17 protein-coding genes are annotated in these 19,500 nt (G+C 53.0%); 12 read left to right on the plus strand and 5 right to left on the minus strand.

Annotation, left to right across the window (positions count from 1 at the left end; all coding sequences use genetic code 11):
- Complete coding sequence (locus NQF89_RS04465) at window positions 1-2,103, plus strand: FUSC family protein (protein ID WP_155579157.1); 2,103 nt, start codon at window positions 1-3, stop codon at window positions 2,101-2,103.
- Between the two features lie 29 nt (window positions 2,104-2,132).
- Here the strand turns inward: NQF89_RS04465 and NQF89_RS04470 are convergent, their stop codons facing one another.
- On the minus strand, window positions 2,133-2,570 hold the full coding sequence (locus NQF89_RS04470; protein ID WP_230873249.1) for a hypothetical protein: 438 nt from the start codon (window positions 2,568-2,570) through the stop codon (window positions 2,133-2,135).
- A gap of 240 nt (window positions 2,571-2,810) precedes the next feature.
- Between NQF89_RS04470 and NQF89_RS04475 the strand changes: the two genes are divergently transcribed.
- The 4 genes from NQF89_RS04475 (at window position 2,811) to gltX (ending at window position 7,360) form a co-directional block, all read left to right on the plus strand.
- Window positions 2,811-4,187, plus strand: a complete 1,377-nt coding sequence (locus tag NQF89_RS04475; RefSeq protein WP_155572915.1) for a class II 3-deoxy-7-phosphoheptulonate synthase — start codon at window positions 2,811-2,813, stop codon at window positions 4,185-4,187.
- Window positions 4,188-4,340: 153 nt separating this feature from the next.
- Window positions 4,341-5,420, plus strand: coding sequence for a nicotinate phosphoribosyltransferase (locus NQF89_RS04480; protein WP_196424609.1), 1,080 nt, complete (start codon window positions 4,341-4,343; stop codon window positions 5,418-5,420).
- On the plus strand, window positions 5,417-5,971 hold the full coding sequence (locus NQF89_RS04485; RefSeq protein ID WP_230873250.1) for a hypothetical protein: 555 nt from the start codon (window positions 5,417-5,419) through the stop codon (window positions 5,969-5,971). Before NQF89_RS04480 ends, NQF89_RS04485 begins: the two co-directional genes overlap by 4 nt.
- A 54-nt stretch (window positions 5,972-6,025) precedes the next feature.
- Window positions 6,026-7,360 (plus strand): glutamate--tRNA ligase, encoded by a 1,335-nt coding sequence (gene gltX, locus NQF89_RS04490; protein WP_155572916.1) that lies wholly within the window; start codon window positions 6,026-6,028, stop codon window positions 7,358-7,360.
- 1 nt (window position 7,361) lies between these two features.
- Here gltX and NQF89_RS04495 read toward each other — a convergent pair whose 3' ends face one another.
- Genes NQF89_RS04495 through cysS form a run of 3 tightly spaced genes read right to left on the minus strand, consistent with a single transcriptional unit; the run spans window position 7,362 to window position 10,584 of the window.
- On the minus strand, window positions 7,362-8,393 hold the full coding sequence (locus tag NQF89_RS04495) for an ion channel (protein WP_155572917.1): 1,032 nt from the start codon (window positions 8,391-8,393) through the stop codon (window positions 7,362-7,364).
- Window positions 8,394-8,403: 10 nt separating this feature from the next.
- Complete coding sequence (locus NQF89_RS04500; protein WP_155572918.1) at window positions 8,404-9,189, minus strand: RNA methyltransferase; 786 nt, start codon at window positions 9,187-9,189, stop codon at window positions 8,404-8,406.
- A gap of 6 nt (window positions 9,190-9,195) precedes the next feature.
- Window positions 9,196-10,584, minus strand: coding sequence for a cysteine--tRNA ligase (gene cysS / locus NQF89_RS04505; RefSeq protein WP_266137612.1), 1,389 nt, complete (start codon window positions 10,582-10,584; stop codon window positions 9,196-9,198).
- Between the two features lie 135 nt (window positions 10,585-10,719).
- Between cysS and NQF89_RS04510 the strand changes: the two genes are divergently transcribed.
- From NQF89_RS04510 to NQF89_RS04530, 5 genes are all read left to right on the plus strand, one after another.
- Window positions 10,720-12,078, plus strand: a complete 1,359-nt coding sequence (locus NQF89_RS04510; RefSeq protein ID WP_155579270.1) for an MATE family efflux transporter — start codon at window positions 10,720-10,722, stop codon at window positions 12,076-12,078.
- 235 nt (window positions 12,079-12,313) lie between these two features.
- Window positions 12,314-12,613, plus strand: coding sequence for a YtcA family lipoprotein (locus tag NQF89_RS04515; protein ID WP_196424581.1), 300 nt, complete (start codon window positions 12,314-12,316; stop codon window positions 12,611-12,613).
- 10 nt (window positions 12,614-12,623) lie between these two features.
- Window positions 12,624-13,682: a multidrug transporter subunit MdtN gene (gene mdtN / locus NQF89_RS04520; RefSeq protein ID WP_266137613.1), complete on the plus strand. Its 1,059-nt coding sequence runs from the start codon at window positions 12,624-12,626 to the stop codon at window positions 13,680-13,682.
- Window positions 13,675-15,537, plus strand: a complete 1,863-nt coding sequence (locus tag NQF89_RS04525; protein ID WP_266137614.1) for an FUSC family protein — start codon at window positions 13,675-13,677, stop codon at window positions 15,535-15,537. The genes mdtN and NQF89_RS04525 overlap by 8 nt, the downstream gene beginning before the upstream one ends.
- Window positions 15,538-15,563: 26 nt before the next feature.
- Complete coding sequence (locus tag NQF89_RS04530; protein WP_266137615.1) at window positions 15,564-17,270, plus strand: TolC family protein; 1,707 nt, start codon at window positions 15,564-15,566, stop codon at window positions 17,268-17,270.
- Between the two features lie 21 nt (window positions 17,271-17,291).
- On the opposite strand, the gene NQF89_RS04535 is transcribed toward NQF89_RS04530, so the two are convergent.
- A complete protein-coding gene (locus NQF89_RS04535; RefSeq protein WP_266137616.1) occupies window positions 17,292-18,494 on the minus strand; it encodes an MFS transporter in 1,203 nt (400 codons plus the stop codon).
- Between the two features lie 120 nt (window positions 18,495-18,614).
- Here NQF89_RS04535 and NQF89_RS04540 point away from each other — a divergent pair, with 120 nt between their 5' ends.
- Both NQF89_RS04540 and rpsD read left to right on the plus strand, forming a co-directional pair.
- Entirely contained in the window at window positions 18,615-18,773 is a 159-nt protein-coding gene (locus tag NQF89_RS04540) for a hypothetical protein (protein ID WP_266137617.1), read from the plus strand.
- An 81-nt stretch (window positions 18,774-18,854) separates the two neighbouring features.
- A complete protein-coding gene (gene rpsD, locus NQF89_RS04545) occupies window positions 18,855-19,472 on the plus strand; it encodes a 30S ribosomal protein S4 (protein ID WP_043560719.1) in 618 nt (205 codons plus the stop codon).
- Window positions 19,473-19,500 lie beyond the last annotated feature (28 nt).

A 19,500-nucleotide genomic window follows, 5' to 3' on the forward strand; every position in this document is an offset into this window, starting at 1 on the left:
ATGAGTTGGCCCAAGTTACAGCCCACAACTCTGAGTGCCGTTTTCTTCTCCCTTAGAACAACCATCGCCTGCTTAGTCGCTCTTGCCATCGCTTTGAAGATGGAGATGGGCGGGCCGCAATGGGCGGCTATGACGGTGTGGATTGTCGCCCAGAATTCTCGCGGGATGAGTCTCTCTAAAGGGCGGTGGCGTATTGCTGGGACCATGCTGGGGATGGTGGGGGGGATTGGCCTCATCGCCATTGCCCCGCAACATCCATGGATTTTCTTCTTACTTTTAGCAGGATGGGTTGGCTGGTGTACGGGTATTGCCTGTTTGCTGGATAACTTCCGTGGTTATGCGATGGTTCTCGCTGGCTATACGGGGGCCATTATCGCCCTTGCCTCAGCCGAGCAACCGGATCATGTGTTCTATATCGCCATGGCGCGCGGCTCTTATATTTTACTCGGCGTTGTTTGTGAGATGGTCGCGGGAATGATTGCTGTACCGGGGGCGGACCGTGCGGCACAGGCGGAATTGCAAAAGCGTATTGCAGAGTTGTTGAGCCAAACAGCCATCGCATTAGGGCATGTTTTACGACGTGATGATGAGGGGATTAAGAGGCTGACGCGGTTGCTTGGCTCACTTCAAAGTTTTAATGACCAGTTAGAGTTTATCCGTATTGATTCCCGCTTAGCAGGGGAAGATGCGGACCGCGCTTATGTCACGTTAGAGCGTGTAGCTCTTGTTCTTGCGCGTGGGGTGGGGCTGAGCTCCCGCCTTGCTTCTGCCTCGCATATTCCAGAGCGTTTAGCCAAGGGGCTGGAGCGTGTTGCTGAGGAAATGGATGACCTCTCCAATTTATTGAAAAAAGACATTCTCCAAGTGGTCGCGGGGTTGGGGCGGTTGGATGTTATGTTGCAGGAGAATCGGGAGGAATTAGAACGTTGCCTGCCGCTGAATGATGATGATTCCATCCAGCAAAGCATCGCCGGGGTGGGGGTGGAAGCCATGTTGGTGGATTTCCGCTCGGCTGTGGAATCCCAATTTGTGGGGTTACAGAAGCGGAAGCGGCATGTCTTGGTGCGGCATCATATTCACCGTATTGCGGATGGGAGGTTGGCCTTTACCAATGCGGTGCGTGCTGCAGTGGCGATGATTTTAGGTGCATTAATATGGGAAGTAACCGCATGGTCCTACGGGTGGGCTTATTTAAGCCTATTGGCTGTGGTTTGCGCCCGTTTCTCCATTATGGATAATATGATCCTAGTGAGTAAATCCTTCTTTTACGGAGCGGTATGGGCGGTATTGGCCAGTATTATTCCCGTCTTTTTTGTAATGCCGCTGACCTCTAATTACTTGGTATTTTCTCTTCCTTTTGCGGTGTTTATGTTTCTGGGCGGGGTGGCTTTACGCTATCCTCCAACGATTGGTATTGCGGCGTCCTATGTGAACTTCTTCCCTTGGGTGTTGGGGTTGGATAATCAGGCGCGCATAAATGAGGTGGAGTGGTTTAACCAATCCCTTGCTTTGCTTTTGGCGTTATGCAGTGGGGTGCAGATTTTTAAAACGGTAATGCCATTTTCCACTAAGCAAGCATGGGCGCAGTTACGCCGCCAGCTTGTGGAGGAGATTCGCCAGCTTAAACAGCCTTTGCAAGGCCGTAAGAAAGCTCAAAACGACTGGACAAGCCAAACCACACAACGCATGGAGCAGGTCATACGTTTTGCAGGGAAATTACCCCAGCATGACGTGAATAGTATGGTCCGTGGGACATTGGCGGTGATGACGGTAGGACGGCATCTCATCACCTTGCGGGATTTGGCGTTGCAAAAGCGATTGCCCGAAAATGCGCTACAAACAGGTGAGCAGATGGTGAAAGATATTATCCATCTGACAGAAGCAGGCGGCCATCTTCCGCGCTCTACCAGTAAAGCTTTTTTAGAGGAACAACAGTTCCTAATAGAAAAATACCAGCAAAGCCACAGTACAAGTACAACACGGCATGATCTAGCCGTGGGGATTGGCTCGTTGCGGATTATTCATTTTGAATATATGGCGAGTAGAAACTTCTTCCGTAAAGAATATGAGTTCCTACTCGCACGCGGGCGTAATCGGGGGTAACGCCCTGCTTTTAGAGAGGCACAGGGCGATTAAAAGCCGTTGCCACGCGGGGCAACCCAGCCATTGCCTGTTGCATCGCCCATTTTGCCGCCTTGGATGGGGTTGCTATCTTGATACGCGCTACCGAAATGCCCAAGGTTGCTCCCTGTGACAGCATCTCGGTTAGAGCGCAGATGGGCTTCGTGGTCCGGGTCTGGCCCATTCTCAAATTCTGTGGAGGGTACATCCTGATAACCCGGCGGTGGGGGGCGATGGCCTGTAGCGTGGAAATGCTCACCACCATGGGTGGTAGGTGCTGTGGTTTTTTGTGTCGATTTTTTGCTGCTAACTTTGCTGGAGGAGTCGTCCTGATAAGGGGTGCTAAAATGGACGCTCTGCGCAACAGCGTGAGAGCTAAGAGAGGTGGCAAGCCCCAAGGCTGCGAGTGTTGTCAGCCGCATGAGGGGGAAAGAAAAGCGCGAAGCCATATGTGATTACGTCCTGCGTGGTAAAGCTACTTCTAGGGCATTATACTCGCTATATGGGGCGTAATAATCAAGTTTTTTCAGAGAGAAAGATGGCAGATCTGCGTGAAGATAGCCGATTAATTTGCTGCAAACTCTACCATTTGCAACGTATTTCAGCCATAAAACAAGGTGCCAACAGCCTGATCATGCCCTAAAAGGTATGGTAAATCCGCCCCGTTCCCCATGTTGTAGGAGAGTAAGATGCAGCAGTCAGATAGGCAGAGCAAAGCTTCATGGTCTCCCGAGAGTTGGCGCACGCGGCCCATCCGCCAAGCCCCGCATTATGAGGACCAGAACGCTCTTGCCGAGGTTGAGGCGCGGTTGCATCGCTATCCACCACTCGTTTTTGGGGAGGAGGCGCGCAGGCTCAAAGCGCGGTTAGCAGCGGCTTCACGCGGGGAGGCCTTTGTCTTGCAAGGCGGCCCATGTGCGGAGAGTTTTGGGGAGTTCACCGGCGATATTATTCGCGATACCTTCCGCGTTCTGTTGCAAATGGCTGCCGTGCTGACTTTTTCAGCCAAAGTGCCTGTGGTGAAAATCGGACGCATGGCCGGGCAATATGCGAAGCCGCGCTCTTCTGATATCGAGACACGCGATGGGGTGGAGCTGCCATGCTATCGCGGGGATAACGTCAATAGTCCGGACTTCACCGCTGAAGCGCGTAAAGCAGACCCAGCCCGTATGGAGATGGGGTATTTTCAAGCCGCTGGTGTGTTGAATTTACTGCGGGCTTTCTCCCATGGCGGTTTTGCTAATCTGCATGATGTGCATCGCTGGATGTTGGATTATGTGCAGCAATCCCCCCAAGGGGAGCGTTACGCGCAGCTTGCCAGCCAGATTGAAGGCAGCCTTGCTTTTATGAAGGCCTGTGGTGTGGATGATAATGCCCCTCAATATGATGAGGTGGAGTTCTTTACCTCTCATGAGGCATTGCTGCTGCCTTATGAGCAAGCTTTGACACGTATTGATGAGACGACCGGGCGGCATTATGGCCTCTCGGCTCATTTCCTTTGGATTGGGGATCGCACGCGCCAGCCTGATGGCGCGCATGTGGAGTTCCTCCGTGGGGTGGATAACCCGATTGGGATCAAGGTCGGGCCGACCACCACAGTGGAGGATTTGAAAAAACTCTTAGATATTCTCAACCCAGAGGATGAGGCCGGTCGCATTACCTTGATTTCCCGTATGGGGCATCAAAAGGTGCGGGAGCTTCTGCCGCCTTTATTGGAGGCTGTTTCCCAAACAGGCCGCCGTGTGACATGGGTGTGCGACCCGATGCATGGTAACACCACGACATCCTCCAATAAGTATAAAACGCGTGCGTTTGAGCATGTATTGGGGGAGATTACCGGCTTTATGGATGTGTTTGAGCAAGCAGGGCGTATCCCTGGCGGGATTCATCTGGAGATGACAGGCTATAACGTGACAGAATGCACCGGCGGTCCGCGTGGTTTGACCGATGCTGACTTGCCAACATGCTATAAAACATTCTGTGACCCACGGTTGAATGCGGAGCAATCTTTGGAGATTGCCTTCCAGCTCTCCGAGCGGATGGCGCGTATCTTTGCAAAAGGGTGAGCAGAACGGCCAGCCCATCGCGTGCTGGCGGGCTCTTTATAAGGGAGTGGTCGTGTGAGCAGTTGGAATCAGGCCCTCAAACAGGCAAAAACCCCGCGGCAAGAGTTGGAGACGGCCCAGATTGAGGGGCGGACGGATGCGTATTTTTTAAGAATGCGCGATATTGTCCGCCAGTTTGGGGATAGTCGAGTAACCTATGCCGTCTTTATCCGTCGCCCGGTTGTGGCGGCTTATGGCTTGGCTCTGCGCTGGGTAGAGAATGTTGCCCAGCATCAAGGTTTTGCGGTGGAGATTACAGAGGTCCATCCAGAGGGGACATGGGTTGGGGCGGGTGACCCGCTCTTTTACCTTACAGGCTCGTTGGAGGCCCTTGCGCCGTTAGAGACATTGTTGCTCCAAAAAACAGGGGCGGCTTGTGTTGCGGCACATAACGCGTATCAAATGGCTTTGGCCTTACCCAAAGTGCCCTTCCTCGCGATGGATGCACGCCATTGCGCGGGGGCGGAGATGCAAGAGCTTATGGCTTATGCCGCCGCTGTGGGCTCTCGCGCCGCGCAGAAGGAAGGGGCTGTTGGCTTTATCGGCAATGCGAATCACGATACGGCACGTTTTTTTGGGCAGGAGCGTGGGCTAGGGACGATGCCACATGCCTTTATTGGCTATGCAGGCTCTACCTTGCGGGCCGCAGAAATGTATGTGGAACGCTTCCCCGATGAAGGTTTAACCGTTCTAGTTGATTATTTTGGCCAAGAGGTGAGCGATGCGCTGGCTGTCTGCCGCCGCTTCCCAGAGCGTGCAGCAGCGGGGAATGTGAGTGTGCGGCTAGATACGCATGGCGGGCGGTTTTTAGAAGGGTTAGACCCGCAACGCTCTTATGAAGTGTTGGAGCGTCACACGCCGGGTACGATTCGGCGTTATCGCTCGGAGAAAGAGCTGCGTTATTTGGTGGGGACGGGGGTCTCTGCCGCAGCGATATGGCGGATGCGTGAAGCGTTGGATGAGGCAGGCTTTACAAAGGTAAAGATTATTGTCTCCTCTGGCTTTGGCATTGCTAAATGCACAGCCATGCATGATGCGTCTGCCCCGATTGATATTGTGGGCACTGGGTCTTTTCTGCCTGATCGCTGGTCGGAGACTTATGCAACGGCGGATATTGTTGCTTATGATGAGGTGCCACGGGTGAAGATTGGCCGTGAGTTCCTTTTGCAGAAACTTCAGGAGAGAGCCAAATGATGGATGAGGCTGATAAAGAGGCGCAGCGCGCTTTCATCACTGGTATTCGCGGGGAAGTGAGCGAAGGGGAGGAGCCAGAGCAAGCCGCCACTGCCAAGCCGGGGGAGACTGGCTGGGTGGTGCGTATCCTCGACCAATCCGGGGCGAGTGCGGGTGATGATGACGTGGTGGAGGAGGTCAAAGGTTTTTTAGACCTCGCCCATGCCAATGCTTTTGCGCGTGCTTATGTGCGCGATAGTATAGAGCGGTGCCGTATCCCCGGGGCTGCAGAGCGCGATGTGCTGGAAAGTTGGTTCGCCTTTGGGGAGAATGCTGAGGTTGTGGATGCTGGTGAGGATGGATGGAAGGCCAGCACGGAGCTGGATGATTTTGTCTCCAGCCCTGCCACTCCGATGGAGCGTGATTGGCGTGCCTTAGACCCGCGCCGCCTTGTTGATGAAGCCGCTCTTGAGGGTTTTTCGGACACTGCGCATGATGATGACCTTGCTGATGAGGATGATGACGAGGCCTTTGTGACGGAAATCATCCGCCGCAAGCAGGCTGAATCCTAACCCTAACGCCGCCCCTTAGTTTTTAGATTTATGAGACCAAAAGACGGAATGATTATGAAAGTACGCTTTGCTCCTTCGCCCACAGGGCAGCTCCATGTTGGTAATGCACGTCTTGCCGTAGCGAATTGGCTGTTCGCGCGGCGGCATGGGGGCCGCTTTTTGCTGCGGATGGATGATACAGATACACAACGCGGCAGCAAAGCGTATGAGGAGGGGATTGGCCGGGACCTCACATGGCTTGGGTTAGACTGGGACGAATATGCTCGGCAGTCTGAGCGTTTAGCCCGTTATGAGGAAGTCATTGCTCAGCTTAAAGCTGATGGGCGGTTATATCCTTGTTTTGAGAGTGAGTTGGAGCTGAAATATAAGCGCGAGCAACGTCTGCGAGAGGGGAAGCCCCCGCTTTATGACCGTGCGATGCTGCGGATGACAGAGGAGCAACGCGCTCGCGCCGAGGCAAATGGCAAGGTGCCTTATTGGCGGTTTAAGCTCAGCGGGACAACGCGGACATGGCAAGACCTTGTGATGGGGGAGTGCCATGTAAAGTTAAGTGCCGTGTCCGACCCGGTATTGGTCCGTGCGGATGGGAGCATCCTTTATACATTGGCTTCTGTTATTGATGATGTGGATATGGGCATCACCCATATTCTGCGTGGGGAAGACCATGTGACCAATACGGGTGTGCAGTTGGATATTGCCGAGGCTATCGGCACCAAAGTGGGGCATTTCACCTTTGGGCATCTGCCGCTGCTTTTGGGGCAGGATGGCGGTAAGCTCTCCAAACGTTTAGGCGGTTTGTCTCTCTCCACCTTGCGGCATGATGGGATAGAGCCACGGGCCTTAGTGGCTTATCTTGCCCGGTTGGGAAGTTCGGACGACCCGCAAGTGGCAGATATGGCGGAGATTATTCAAGGCTATGATATTAGCCATGTATCACGCTCTGCCGCACGGTTTGATGTTCCACAGCTTTTGGGGTTGAACCGGCGCGTGTTGCATAGCATGTCGTATGAGGAAATCCGGCCACGTTTGCCAGAGGGGGCTGATGAGGCATTCTGGTTGGCCATCCGTGGGAATATCGACCTTGCGGTAGAAATTGCACATTGGTGGGCTGTGGTGCAGGGGGATATTGTCGCGCCCTCGCAGCCTGAAGATGGCGCGTTCCTCCGCCAAGCAGCACAGCTTTTACCCGCAGAGCCGTGGGATGAAACAGTGTGGAAACGCTGGATCGACCTCATAAAGGCTGAGACAGGCCGTAAAGGCAAGAAGCTCTTCCTGCCCTTACGTTTGGCTCTAACAGGTGAGGATGCTGGGCCAGAGCTTGCTGCGCTTTTACCGCTTATGGGCCGCGGGCGTGTGCTGCAACGCTTAGAGGACGCGGTGCAGGGATAATTTATCCCTGCGGCTCGGAGGGAGGAGTAGGAGCATCTTCTGGTTGCTGCTGGGCCTCCACCGGCTCTTGTGGGGAAGGTGCGTTGTTTGTATCGCTTGTGCCATCAGGGATGGTCGAGTGAAAGAGGCTGAAATCGACCTCTAAGACACCATCATTATTTGGCTGGAGCAGACTAACAAAGCGTGACTTTGGGAGAAGGTCATCGGCTTTATACATGCGGTATGAAAACACACTTTGTGCGGATACGGGGTCCGTTGCGGTGAGGGTGAGCAGGATGACCGCTTGTTGTTGCAGCAGAGCCTCTTTATCCCGCTCATAAATCGGGCTTTCTTCCGTAACGGTATGGGTGAAGGAGAGGCTAACAGGGAGCAGCGGAATATGGCCATGGGTTAATGGCAATGTGTCTAGCTGGAGGGTCTCCCGGCCTGTATCATCTTGTTGTGTGCGGGCGATAATTGCTTCAAGCTCTACATTGATGAGGGGGGTGCGCCGCAAATTACCAACACGGAAATTGAGGCACATATGCTCGCCCCGCTGGGAAAGCGTGGCCACGCGGCTAAAGAGGACGGCTGCACGAGGGCGGGAAAAGCGTGCATAGACTAAGCCGGTGATGATGGCGGTAAACACCACGCCAACGAATACTTCTATAGAGGCAATGGCATTCGCCAGATAGCCTTGCGGGTAGAGGTAACCATACCCCACAGTTGAGAGCGTTTGCACACTAAAGAAGAAATCCGCCCAAAAATCGTTCTTTTGGACGTTGCTAACCCCATGGGGTAGGCAAAAAAAGCAAAGGCTAAAGAGGAGATTGATGAAGAAATAAGCCCCTGTGGTGGCGGCAAAAAAGGCAGTCCAGCCTATGCTTAGGCTGATATGATATAGGTCCCCTAAGAGACGTACCCCCGTACGCCTTTTTACAGGGATGTTAAAGATATTATCTTGCGAGAGAAAACTACTTTGTGCCGGAGGGCGTTGTTGTTGCCGCTTTTGTTTATAACGTAGGAGGAGGTCATGCGGGCTTTGGAAGAACATAAAGAGAGCGTTACTTTTTCAAGTGGCGGGCTTTACGCGCGCGGGAGAGTTCACTGACGACCCCATGGAGGGTCCGTAACTCTTGCTCAGTCACTTCGCCACGGGCAAAGAGATGGCGGAGATTGCGGACCATACCGGGCCGCTTTTGTTCATGATGGAGGAAGCCACATTCGTCAAGGTCGTGGATGAGGTGGGTCATAAAGGTCTCAACCTCCCCCTTTGTGGCGACGTGTGTTTCATTCGTCATAAAATAACGCTCAGGTACGGTATCTTCTGTAAGATACCATTCATAAGCCATGACTAAGACCGCTTGTGCCAGATTAAGCGACATAAAGCGCGGATTCAGCGGGTAACGGATGAGCGTATCGGCACGGGCCATATCCTCATTATCCAACCCTGCGCGCTCTGGCCCAAAAAGGATGCCCGCTTTAAGGTGGCGGGAACTGATAGCGCGTAACTCAGCCGCCGCTCCACGGGCTGTCATCACCGGTTTAATGACGTGGCGAGGCCGTGGACAGGTGGCAAAAACACGGTGAAGGTCTGCAATCGCGTCATCGACTGTATCAAAAACAGTTGCAGCTTCTAAGATGCGGTCAGCCCCAGAGGACGCGTACCATGCGCGTGCTTGGGGCCAGCCATCACGCGGGGCAACAAGGCGGAGGTGAAATAATCCCCCATTAGCCATAGCGCGCGCTGTGGTGCCGATATTCTCCGCTAATTGCGGGCGCACGAGGATGATAACGGGGTCGAATGGAGCGGGTGGGGCGAGGTCTGCCCCACCATTACGGCCTGTCATTGTTGTTTATCCTTTGCGCCAAGTGGTGCCGTTAGGGCCATCTTCGAGCAGAATCCCTTGGGCGGCGAGGTCATTGCGTATCTGGTCGGCAAGGGCAAAATCGCGCACCTTACGCGCTGCGAGGCGTTTTTCAATGAGGGCATCAATCGTAGCAGGGTCTAGCTCTGTTCCCCCTTGGAACCATTCAGTCGGGCTCATGGTAAAGAGGCCCAAAAGCTGCCCCCCTGCGAGGAGCTGATTAGCGGCCTCCTGTTGGCCCTCTAACGCCGCATCAGCATAACGATGCAGAATACTGAGTGCCTGTGGTGTATTGAGGTCGTCACATAACGCATTAAGGACATCAACAGGGCGTGAATCGTCTTTCGTGGTGGGGGTTTTCTCCAAAGCACGGTAGAAGCGGTCCATAATATGGCGTGCTTCCTCCAGCTTCTCCCATGTGAAGTCCAGAGTAGAGCGATAATGCGCCCCAAGGAAAAGCAGGCGGAGGGCCTCTGCGGGTGCGCGCTCTAACACCTCATGGATTGTATGGAAATTGCCCAGCGATTTGGACATCTTCTCCCCACCAGAGAGCAGCATCCCCGTATGGAGCCAATGGCGGGCGAAATGGCTATGAGGATGGCAGCAAAGCGATTGGGCACGCTCATTTTCATGATGAGGGAATAGGAGGTCATTGCCCCCGCCATGAATATCAAAACTCTCCCCTAGATAGCGTTCTGCCATGGCGGAACATTCAATATGCCAGCCGGGCCGCCCGCGCCCATAGGGGCTATCCCAGCCGGGTTCTGTTGCGTTGGAAGGCTTCCAGAGGACAAAATCACCGGGATGGCGTTTATAATCGGCAACCTCCACACGTGCTCCGGCCTGCATATCCTCTAGCGACCGACCAGAGAGCGCGCCGTAACTGGGGAAGGAGGTAACATCAAACAACACATGCCCGTCAGCTTCATAAGCGTGGCCTTGGGTGATGAGACGCTCAATCATCGCCAGCATGTCAGGGATATGATGCGTAGCACGCGGCTCAATAGTGGGGGGTAGGATATTTAGTGCAGCGAGGTCTTGGTGGAAGTCCTTTGTTGTGCGTTCGGTAAGGTGGGTGATGTCCTCCCCATTCTCTGCGGCACGTTGAATGATTTTATCATCAATATCAGTAATGTTGCGGACGTAAGTGACGCGCTCATAAAGAGCATGAAGCAGGCGCACCATAATATCTGCACTAAGCATAGAGCGCAGATTGCCCAGATGGACGCGGTCATAAACCGTTGGTCCACAAAAATAGAGGCGGATATGCGCCGGGTCTTCGGGAAGAAAGGGGACAGTCTCACGGCGGTGGCTGTCATGCAGCTTTAGGCTGAACAAGGCGGGGGGCACGGTGATGTGGCTCTGCTTCGTAGTCATAATCTGTTCAATGCGACAGAGATGCGTCTGGTGCAACAGGGGAATTACGACTTTCATAGTTGCGTCTTGGGTTATATGCGTTAAGAGAATGGTATGTCTGCATCAAAAATCCACATAAAACACCCTAGAGTAGGGATGTCCGCGCATATTCGCACTCTCATTCAGGTTAGTTTGCCTCTTGCCCTCGCTCAGTTGGCAGAGATGGCCATGGGGGTGACAGATACGATCCTTCTCGGGAGTTTAGGGGTCGATGCGGTTGCCATTGGTGGGATTTCCAACAATTTCTTTTTTACGACCATGATTTCCTTCCAAGCGGTGTTGGGTGGAGTCGGCGTGCTGCTCTCCCATGCGCGTGGTGGGGTGGAGCATGGCCATCATGGAGGGCATGATAAACGTAGCATCATCAGTGCTGGGGTTATGGTCGCCTTGCTGGCCTTTATACCGTGCTTGTTGATTTTATTATGCTCCAGCCCGATTTTCACATGGATGGGAGAGCCCGACCTTGTCGTCACGCAAGGGGGGCGGTTTATTGATGTATTGCTCTATGCCCTATTGCCGAATCTCGTTCTGTTAGGGTTATGCCGTGTGGCCTTGCCGTCCTTGGGAGCAGAATCGCTCTTATTATGGACAATGCCGATTATGGCCGTGTGCAATGGGGTGCTGAATGCGGCTCTAATTCATGGTTGGTTTGGTCTACCGGCTTATGGGCTGTTCGGCTCGGCCCATGCCACCATGCTCACAGGGTGGGGGGCGAGCCTTGTTTTGTTGGGGCTATGCCTGCGTAAAGCCAATTTACGGGCGTTATTGAAGCCTATGAAGGTGCGTCTGTCGCTTATTAAGGAGCTTTTGCACCTTGGTTTGCCGATGATGGTGACCGCCACGGCAGAGCTTTTGCTCTTTCAAATCACTACATTAAATGCAGGGCGGTTAGGGACGCATAGTCTGGCAGCGCACCAAGTGGCATTGAACACGATTTCCCTCTTTTTCATGGTGTGTTTAGCCATTGGGCAAGCGGCGAATGTGCGGGTGGCTTATTGGCGTGGGGCAAAACGACCATTAGAAGCCTGCCGGGCCTCTAGCGGGGCGTTGCTGCTTGTATTGTTGTGGACGATTCTGACAGGCCTTGTATTGATGCTTAGCCCGGATTGGATTGCACGGCTTTATTATACGGGGACGCCGCCCGATGCTGGGACGTTTGCAACAACGGTTCTGCTTTTAAAAATAGCGGGGATTTTCCAGATTGTAGATGGGATACAAGCAGTGTGTAACGGTGCCTTGCGTGGCTGTGGTGATACGGTGGTACCCATGGTCATTAGCATTGTAACTTATGGCTTGGTCGGCATTGGTTTGGGGTATTGGCTGGCTTTTTGTCAGGGTTATGGTGTTAAAGGTTTGTGGATTGGCCTTGCAGCAGGGCTAGGGGTTACTGCTGTGGCATTAGGGTTACGCCTCTATATGCTGCTCTATCGCCGTGTTGGGAGCGTATCGTCATAGCGTTATAGGGACTGTATAAGGAAGGGCTTTAGGGGGTAGGGTTTGTGTATGTGATGGGTTCAATCTGTTTGAAAGACGGCTTGGTCCTCTATATCCTTAACGCATCGTACCTGCTAAAACATATATAATTCAGTGAACAAAGCGTGTGTGGTCGCTGTAGCGTATTCATCCAAGAGGGTAAGCACCCCATATTGCGACAGTATGTATTTTTCTGATGGTTGGAGTAGAATCTTGTATGAAGTTGCCTAAGGTCGCTTTTCCCTCTCGTGATGGCATACCATGGTGGGTTGTGTCTTTAAGTCTTGTTCCATCAAAAGGATGGGCATGGGTGGGTGCGCCTAGTTTTCCCATAGTGGGTGCGTATTTCCCCGCTTGGTTAATCTGCCTTGTTATTGGGGGGATCGGGGCGGTTTTGCTGCGGACAATCTTCCTTGCTTTGCATGTGGATGGCTTATTGCGCTTTCATTTGGTGACGTATCTTTCCCTTGGGTCATTGGTCGGTCTGATAGGCTGGCTGGTGCTTTTTGGGCAGTAAGGGTGCTTTGATGAAAACAGAACGAATTAAAGGCAGCTTCCCTGTGGGGAGCGTGTTGGCCCTTTCTGCCCTTGTGGGGGCGTTGCTTGTGGCCCTGTATGTGGATCATGAATCAGGGCTGCATCCTGATAGTGATAGTTCGATTATCTATACAGAGAGCGTTCATGTTGCAGCTCTGGTAGGGGGGCGTTTGCAGCATCTGGCTGTGGAGCCTAACCAGCCTGTTCATAAGGGGGATTTGCTTTATCAAATCGACCCTGAACCTTACGAGATTGCCTTGCATCGGGCCGAGGCGAGCCAAGCGCAAGCCGAGGCAGACCTTAATGACGCCCGCCGTGCTTTGGCTGTGCGTATGGCAGAGGCTGCAACAAGTGAACGTAGGCACCATCAAGCAGAGGATGAGAAAGACCTTGCATGGCGCACGGTGACGCGTCTTAAACCTTTGGCTGAGCAACATTATGTCTCATGGCAGGTTTATGACCAAGCTGTGACGCGGTTTAACTCGGCTGTTGATGCCTTGGCCGAAGCCCAACATGCCGAGCAGGCGAGCCAAGTCGCCGTTGGTGATGTGAAGCATGCTGAAGCGATTCTCAAAGAAGCTGTCGCAGCGGTGGAGCATGCTCGTTATGAACTACGCCAAACGCGCGTTACAGCGAATCTTGATGGCTTTGTAACCAGCCTAGGCGTGCGGGAAGGGGAGGTCCTTGCGGCCAATCAGGTGCTGTTTACGTTGGTATCAAAAGACCAATGGTATGCTCTTGCCCCTATTCGTGAAATCAATCTTGCCCCGATTCATGAAGGGGATTGTGCCACTGTGTATTCCATGATCGACCGTAGCCACCCACTCCGTGGGGTTGTGGAGAGTGTCGGTTGGGGTGTGTTGACTGATTACATGAAGGAAAATGACCGCGGGGCTCCGTATGTGGAGCGGCAAATGGACTGGGTGCATATTGCGCAGCGTTTCCCTGTGCGGATACGGATTGAGCATGCCGCTGAAAACCAACATTTATTACGATTAGGGGCGACGGCCAATGTGGAGATTCTCCATGGTGCTGCTTGCCATGCTTAAACCGTACATTGATGCGGTTTTGCGGGTATGGCGGTTGGCGATTAGGCCGACACGCGGCCGCACTGCTTTGGCCTTGCGCAATGCTCTCATTTGTATGGGGGCTGTGCTGATTGGTGAGATATGGCAGCTGCCAATGTTGAGCCTGCTTACCTTGAGCTTGGCCGCCTTATGGCAGAATAACAGAGTGGCGAATATGAAAGTCGCCGTGATGTATGTGGTCTTTTTCTCGGTCGTAACGGGTGTCCTTTACGTTGGTGTGGCGACAACTATCAACAACTTCTTTGCAACATTGGTGTTTAACTTGTTGCTGAGCTTTGTGTTTTTCTTTTTGAGTACCACCACCATATTAGGTCTCATTAGTGTTGTGGGTGGGTTGGTGTTGTCTTACCTGCTTGTAACCTTAGATAGTATGCAAATAGGCGATGCAGTTGCTCGTCTTGTACTTTATGCGTGGCGTGTGTTCCTCATTATTGGGGGATTGATAGGGTTCATTGGGAGTTGGCTTTCGCCCTCGCCAGAGCATGTTTTGACCGATCAGATTGTGGAGCGGTTGTTCTTATCAGCAAAATGCCTAACCCGCCGTGCAAAAGGCCAGCCAATTCCGATAGGTTTGCAAGAGGCAATCACCGATAGTGTCGGTGAGGGTGTAAGCGGTATGTTTGGCGTTCTCGGCCTTGCAGCGTTAGAGCATCGCTGGACGGGGATGGATCTTTCTTATCTACGGCGTGCTGCTTTAAATAGCTTTGGTATTTTGCAAGTCGTTGAGCAATGTTTGACGAATAATGCGCCTATCAGCGATGAGGATTGCGCTCATCTTGCTGGTAAGGTGAAGGCATTGGGGGATTGTTTTGCCGAGAATAGGCGACCAACCGAGATAGACGAGCAAACGGTTTGCTCTGGTCCTTTAGCGCAAGAGATAGAGCGATTAATTCAGGCGTTTACGCAACCGCTCACGGCAGAGGAGGTCCAGCTCCCTCCTAATCAGCCGCCAGCAAAAAACCCTCCCAAAAAGCCGGGTTTCTTTATACCGGGGGCGTTTTGGGATAAGGAGAATGTCCGCTTTGCCGTCAAGGGGACTGTTTCTGTCTGTATAGCGATTATCACTTATAAGCAGTTGAATTGGACAGGGGTGCATACGTGCATCATCACCTGCTTTGTTGTGTCTCTCCCAACAATGGGGGCTGTGTTGGATAAGCAGCGGCTTCGTATTTTTGGGGCACTGATTGGCTGTAGTATGGCGATGGGGCTCATCGTGTGGGTGATGCCTCACCTGACGAGTGTGGCAGAATTATTGATCGTTGTTGGGATTATGATTTTTATCGGGTCGTGGGTAAAGGCCGGTGATCAGCGGATTTCCTATATGGGTTTGCAGATGATCATAGCCTTTGCTTTATCGGACCTTGTGCAATTTGCCCCAGCGACAGATCTTACCATCCCGCGCGATCGTATTATCGGGATTTTGATTGGACTAACCATTACCTTTGTTGTGCACACGGTCTTTTGGCCATGCAGTGCGATGACAGGGGCGATGAAAAAGCTCAAAGCGTTAGATGCTTTATTAGGGCAAGACGTAACGCAGTGGAATCATGACCAACGTATGCTTCAGGCCGCTCGGGTGCAGGAGGCTGCTAGTGGTGCGATGAGTTCGTTGCGTTCTGCTATGTTAGAGCCTTCTTATATGCGCCCAACACAACATAGGCTGCGGCAATATAAGGTGTTTTTACGGCGGGCTGTTATGAATGCAGGATGCTTATTTGGGGCCACAGCAGAGCATCAGGAGAAAAAGGTCATTCGGTTGGACCAGATTTTAAAAGAAGATGCGCCAGCCCCTGCACAAGGAGAGGGGCAATCGTGATGATGGGCAGGGATTGGGAAAAACGCATGAGGCATAATAAAGGACAAAAGGCACAAAGCTGGCCAGTTGTGTCATCTTGCCAATATAGCGCGCCGGGCGGGCGGTGGCGCAAGGCGGTGTGGCTGTGTGCATGGTTGGTAGGCAGCACAGCTCTTAGCGGTTGCCAAACAGGGGCGATGAAGGATGCGCCCACGGCACCAGACCGCCCTTGGGCACAGCGGACTAATGCGCAAGGTCATCTCCTTGCAGGGGGAGAGGCTACCCCTCATGCAGAGCGTGGCGCGCGGGGCTTGCGTATGCCAGCGGGATTTAGGTTGGCGGCGGACCATAGTATGCCTCAGGCTCCTGCTTTAGCTTCCGTTCAGGTCGATCACGCTTATAATTTGGCGGATTTGATTGATGCAGCGCAGTCCCTTAACCCCTCAACGCGTATGGCGTGGGATGCGGCACGTCAGAGCGCGGCGGAGACAGGCATCGCGCGCTCGCAATATCTCCCTCATTTAACGGCAAGTGCTATGGGGGGATATATGGTGTTGGAGCCGCATAACAGGATTCGCGGTGACGCCTCAACGAATAGTAATACGAAGATTCATGGCACAATCGAGCGGCAACAAGTGGGACTGGAATGGCTATTGTTCGACTTCGGCAAACGTCGTGCCACGATGGAGGAAGCCAGCCAGATTAGCTTAGGTAAGAATATTCTTTTTACTGGTGAGCATCAGAAGGTTATTCATCAAGTAGCGTTGGCGTATTATCGCTATTCTGCAGCGTTAAATAACGTTGCCTTAGTGAAGCAATCGCTTGAGAACGCGCATGAGATTTCTCGCGCTGCGGCGGCTAATTTACGCAATGGCGAAGGGACTGTGGTGGATACGTCTCAGGCTGAACAAGCCGTTGCCGAGGCGGAGTTGGTTCTGGCACGCACGGAAGGCGATGTCGAAACCTATCGGCTAGAGCTGCTTACAGCCGTTGGGTTGAATCCTTCGCAACCTTTGCATGTGCAGACAGATAATAAGCGCGATATTAAGGTTGATGATATTCGCCTTAGTGAGGAGATGGTTCATCAAGCTGTCTCACGCAGGCCGGATGTTTTGGCTGCTTATACAAGTTTGCGGGCGGCACAAAGTGCTGTTGAGGGGGCGCGGGCGAGTTATCGGCCACAAATCTTCATGAATGGGAATGTGGGGTATAATTTTGATGACCTGCATTTTCGCGATTTACCTTTAGGGCCGGTTGCGTCTTTGAATGACCGTATCCATGCCTTTGGGAGTACGATCACGGCGGGGATTTCTGTCCCAATTTATGATGGTGGGCTACGCCGTAACCGTTTGCGGCAAGCTCATGAGCGCGAGGATAGTGCCCGTGCTGCGCTGCAAGATGCACAAAATAACGCAGTACGAACTATCGTGAGCGCGGAGGCGATGCTCCATACGGGGATTACCGCCTATCAAGCGGCTCTTAGCTTGCAAAAGGCTAGCCAAACGGGCTTTGATGCTGCTCTGACCGCTTACCGTTCTGGTGATGGGACGATGACGCGTATGCTAGAGCTGCAAAATACACTTCTTAATGCGCGTCTTTCCGTTTCTGACAGCTATTACGGTATGTTGAGTGCTGCTGCATCCCTCGCTTATGCAGCAGGGACGTTGGGCAGCAGCGCAGCCTTGGCGGATATTGAAGGCTCTTTGGCTGAAACAGCACCAGAGCCAGTGCCCATTGCAACACAACATCCGTAAGGCACGCGCTGCGTTTTGGGGTTAAAGGGGATGGCGGCGGCCAACATGGAGGGTGAGAAGGTAAATCACCAGCCCTCCAGCGGAGAGTATGGCCCCGCCCCAGCCGACTGCATTCATCCCCAGCCCATGCCCAACGAGGAACGCCCCAAAGGATGCCCCTAATGCATTAGCAATATTAAAGGCGGAATGATTAAGCGAGGCGGAGAGTGTTTGCGCATTCCCTGCAACATCCATAAGGCGCGCTTGCATAGCAGGGCTTAGGATAATCGTAGCGGCAGGAAGGAAGAAACAAATCACAACCATTGCCGCAGGGGATGGGAGAAAAACCCAGAAGGCAAGCATGAAGATAATGCTAGCAATGAGGCTGAAAATGGTTGTGAGGTCGAGGTTTTTATCAATCATGGCCCCGCCAAAGGCATTGCCAGCGACCATGCCACAGCCCCAGATGACTTGATACAGCGTAACCATCCAAGGGCTTAGATGCGTAACTTGGGCAAGCGCGGAGGTGAGGAAGGTATAAACCCCAAACATCCCTCCAAAGCCGATAGCCCCTGTAAGGAGGGTGAGCAGAACATGAGGGTTTTTAAAGGCAGTAAGTTCTGAGAGGGCATTATTATCATGGCGCGGTTTATCGGCCGGGATGAGACCCCATACTCCTGCAATACAGAGCAGGCCTAGGACGGACAAAGCCCCATAAATGACCTCCCATGAGATATAATGGGAGAGGAAGGTGCTGAGGGGAGCTCCAATAACGGTGGAAATCATAATCCCGGAGAGGACCATGCCAATGGCTCGCCCACGCCGGGCGCGTACGGTCATGGAAGCCCCGGTCAAGGCGGCGATACCAAAATAGGCCCCGTGTGGAAGCCCGGTGATAAAGCGCATGACCTCAATCGGAAGTAGAGCGGAGCAAAGAACAGTGCCGATATTGCCGATGCAAAAGAGGGTGAGCAAGAGAAGCAGAATGGTACGGCGTGATAGATGCGCCCCAGTAATCGCCATTACAGGTGCGCCAATGACGACCCCTAAGGCATAGGCGGAGATGACGGAACTTGCATGCTCGACAGAGATATGAAGTGCCTTGGAGAAGGCGGGCAGAATGCCCATCATGGCGAATTCGCCCGTGCCAATGGTGAAGGTACCCAGCATGAGGGCTGCAATGGCCGGGGCAAACCCATGTGGTGGGGTAAGCTGTGGCCCGGTGTTGGTTTGGGTTTGCTCCATGAGGAAGCATTCTCCCTTAATGACAAAGAGGTATGATGGGGCAATATTACGGGATAGCGAAGGCGTTTTCCAAGATGGACTTATAAAAACGCATCTTAATTTTATAGTTTTTATAAGGCGATGGTAGCGATTGCTTCCTGTTTCTTGACATTCCTCATCCCTTCATGTACTCGCAACCTCATTGCCGGGAATGTGGATGGTCTGGCTGGGAGGCAGCGCGCTGTGGCGTTGTTCTTCCGTATGGTCGTAGGCGATTCCGTTCTGTCTAACCATTGTTGAACATGGGGAGAGAGCCTACCGGTGCAACAAAGGGCTGCCGCGCAGAATCGGTACGTCTGAGAGAGAATACGGGTTTAACCGATGTCAAAACGTCTTGAGAGCAAGTATAAAATTAACCGCCGCCTTGGCGTTAACCTGTGGGGCCGTGCAAAATCCCCCGTTAATCGCCGTGAATATGGCCCCGGCCAGCATGGGCAGCGTCGCCGTCAGAAGCCATCTGACTATTCTGTTCAGTTGATGGCGAAGCAGAAGCTGAAGGGTTATTACGGTAACATCAGCGAGAAGCAGTTCCGCCGTTATTATGATGAGGCTGTGCGCCGCAAGGGTGATACGTCTGAGAACCTGATTGGTCTGTTGGAGCGTCGTCTGGATGCGGTTATTTACCGCCTGAAATTTGCTATGACGCCATTTGCTGCACGTCAGTTTGTCAGCCACGGCCATGTGTTGGTGAATGGTAAGCGCGTCAATATTCCTTCTTACCTCGTGAAGGAAGGGGATGTGATTGAGGTGCGTGAGAAGTCCAAGCAGCTCGCGATTGTTCTGGATTCCGTCCAGAGTGCTGAGCGCGATGTGCCTGAATATATCGAGGTTGATCATCGCCAGATGAAGGGTACCTTCATCCGCGTGCCGCAGCTTTCCGATGTGCCGTATCCGGTGCAGATGGAGCCGAATCTGGTGGTCGAGTTCTACTCCCGCTAAGAGACGGTTTTTGAGCCGTATAAGAGAC

It is taken from the genome of Bombella pollinis, from assembly GCF_026385485.1.
Taxonomy (GTDB): Bacteria; Pseudomonadota; Alphaproteobacteria; order Acetobacterales; family Acetobacteraceae; genus Bombella; species Bombella pollinis.

Bases quoted from the DNA above. Each gene is read 5' to 3' on its own strand.
- mdtN (WP_266137613.1), top strand. From the start codon at position 12,624: ATGAAAACAGAACGAATTAAAGGCAGCTTCCCTGTGGGGAGCGTGTTG.
- gltX (WP_155572916.1), top strand. From the start codon at position 6,026: ATGAAAGTACGCTTTGCTCCTTCGCCCACAGGGCAGCTCCATGTTGGT.
- rpsD (WP_043560719.1), top strand. From the start codon at position 18,855: ATGTCAAAACGTCTTGAGAGCAAGTATAAAATTAACCGCCGCCTTGGC.
- cysS (WP_266137612.1), bottom strand. From the start codon at position 10,584: ATGACTACGAAGCAGAGCCACATCACCGTGCCCCCCGCCTTGTTCAGC.
- NQF89_RS04500 (WP_155572918.1), bottom strand. From the start codon at position 9,189: ATGACAGGCCGTAATGGTGGGGCAGACCTCGCCCCACCCGCTCCATTC.
- NQF89_RS04540 (WP_266137617.1), top strand. From the start codon at position 18,615: ATGGTAGCGATTGCTTCCTGTTTCTTGACATTCCTCATCCCTTCATGT.
- NQF89_RS04515 (WP_196424581.1), top strand. From the start codon at position 12,314: ATGAAGTTGCCTAAGGTCGCTTTTCCCTCTCGTGATGGCATACCATGG.
- NQF89_RS04535 (WP_266137616.1), bottom strand. From the start codon at position 18,494: ATGGAGCAAACCCAAACCAACACCGGGCCACAGCTTACCCCACCACAT.
- NQF89_RS04480 (WP_196424609.1), top strand. From the start codon at position 4,341: ATGCGCGATATTGTCCGCCAGTTTGGGGATAGTCGAGTAACCTATGCC.
- NQF89_RS04495 (WP_155572917.1), bottom strand. From the start codon at position 8,393: ATGTTCTTCCAAAGCCCGCATGACCTCCTCCTACGTTATAAACAAAAG.
- NQF89_RS04485 (WP_230873250.1), top strand. From the start codon at position 5,417: ATGATGGATGAGGCTGATAAAGAGGCGCAGCGCGCTTTCATCACTGGT.
- NQF89_RS04510 (WP_155579270.1), top strand. From the start codon at position 10,720: ATGTCCGCGCATATTCGCACTCTCATTCAGGTTAGTTTGCCTCTTGCC.
- NQF89_RS04530 (WP_266137615.1), top strand. From the start codon at position 15,564: ATGAGGCATAATAAAGGACAAAAGGCACAAAGCTGGCCAGTTGTGTCA.
- NQF89_RS04475 (WP_155572915.1), top strand. From the start codon at position 2,811: ATGCAGCAGTCAGATAGGCAGAGCAAAGCTTCATGGTCTCCCGAGAGT.
- NQF89_RS04470 (WP_230873249.1), bottom strand. From the start codon at position 2,570: ATGGCTTCGCGCTTTTCTTTCCCCCTCATGCGGCTGACAACACTCGCA.
- NQF89_RS04465 (WP_155579157.1), top strand. From the start codon at position 1: ATGAGTTGGCCCAAGTTACAGCCCACAACTCTGAGTGCCGTTTTCTTC.
- NQF89_RS04525 (WP_266137614.1), top strand. From the start codon at position 13,675: ATGCTTAAACCGTACATTGATGCGGTTTTGCGGGTATGGCGGTTGGCG.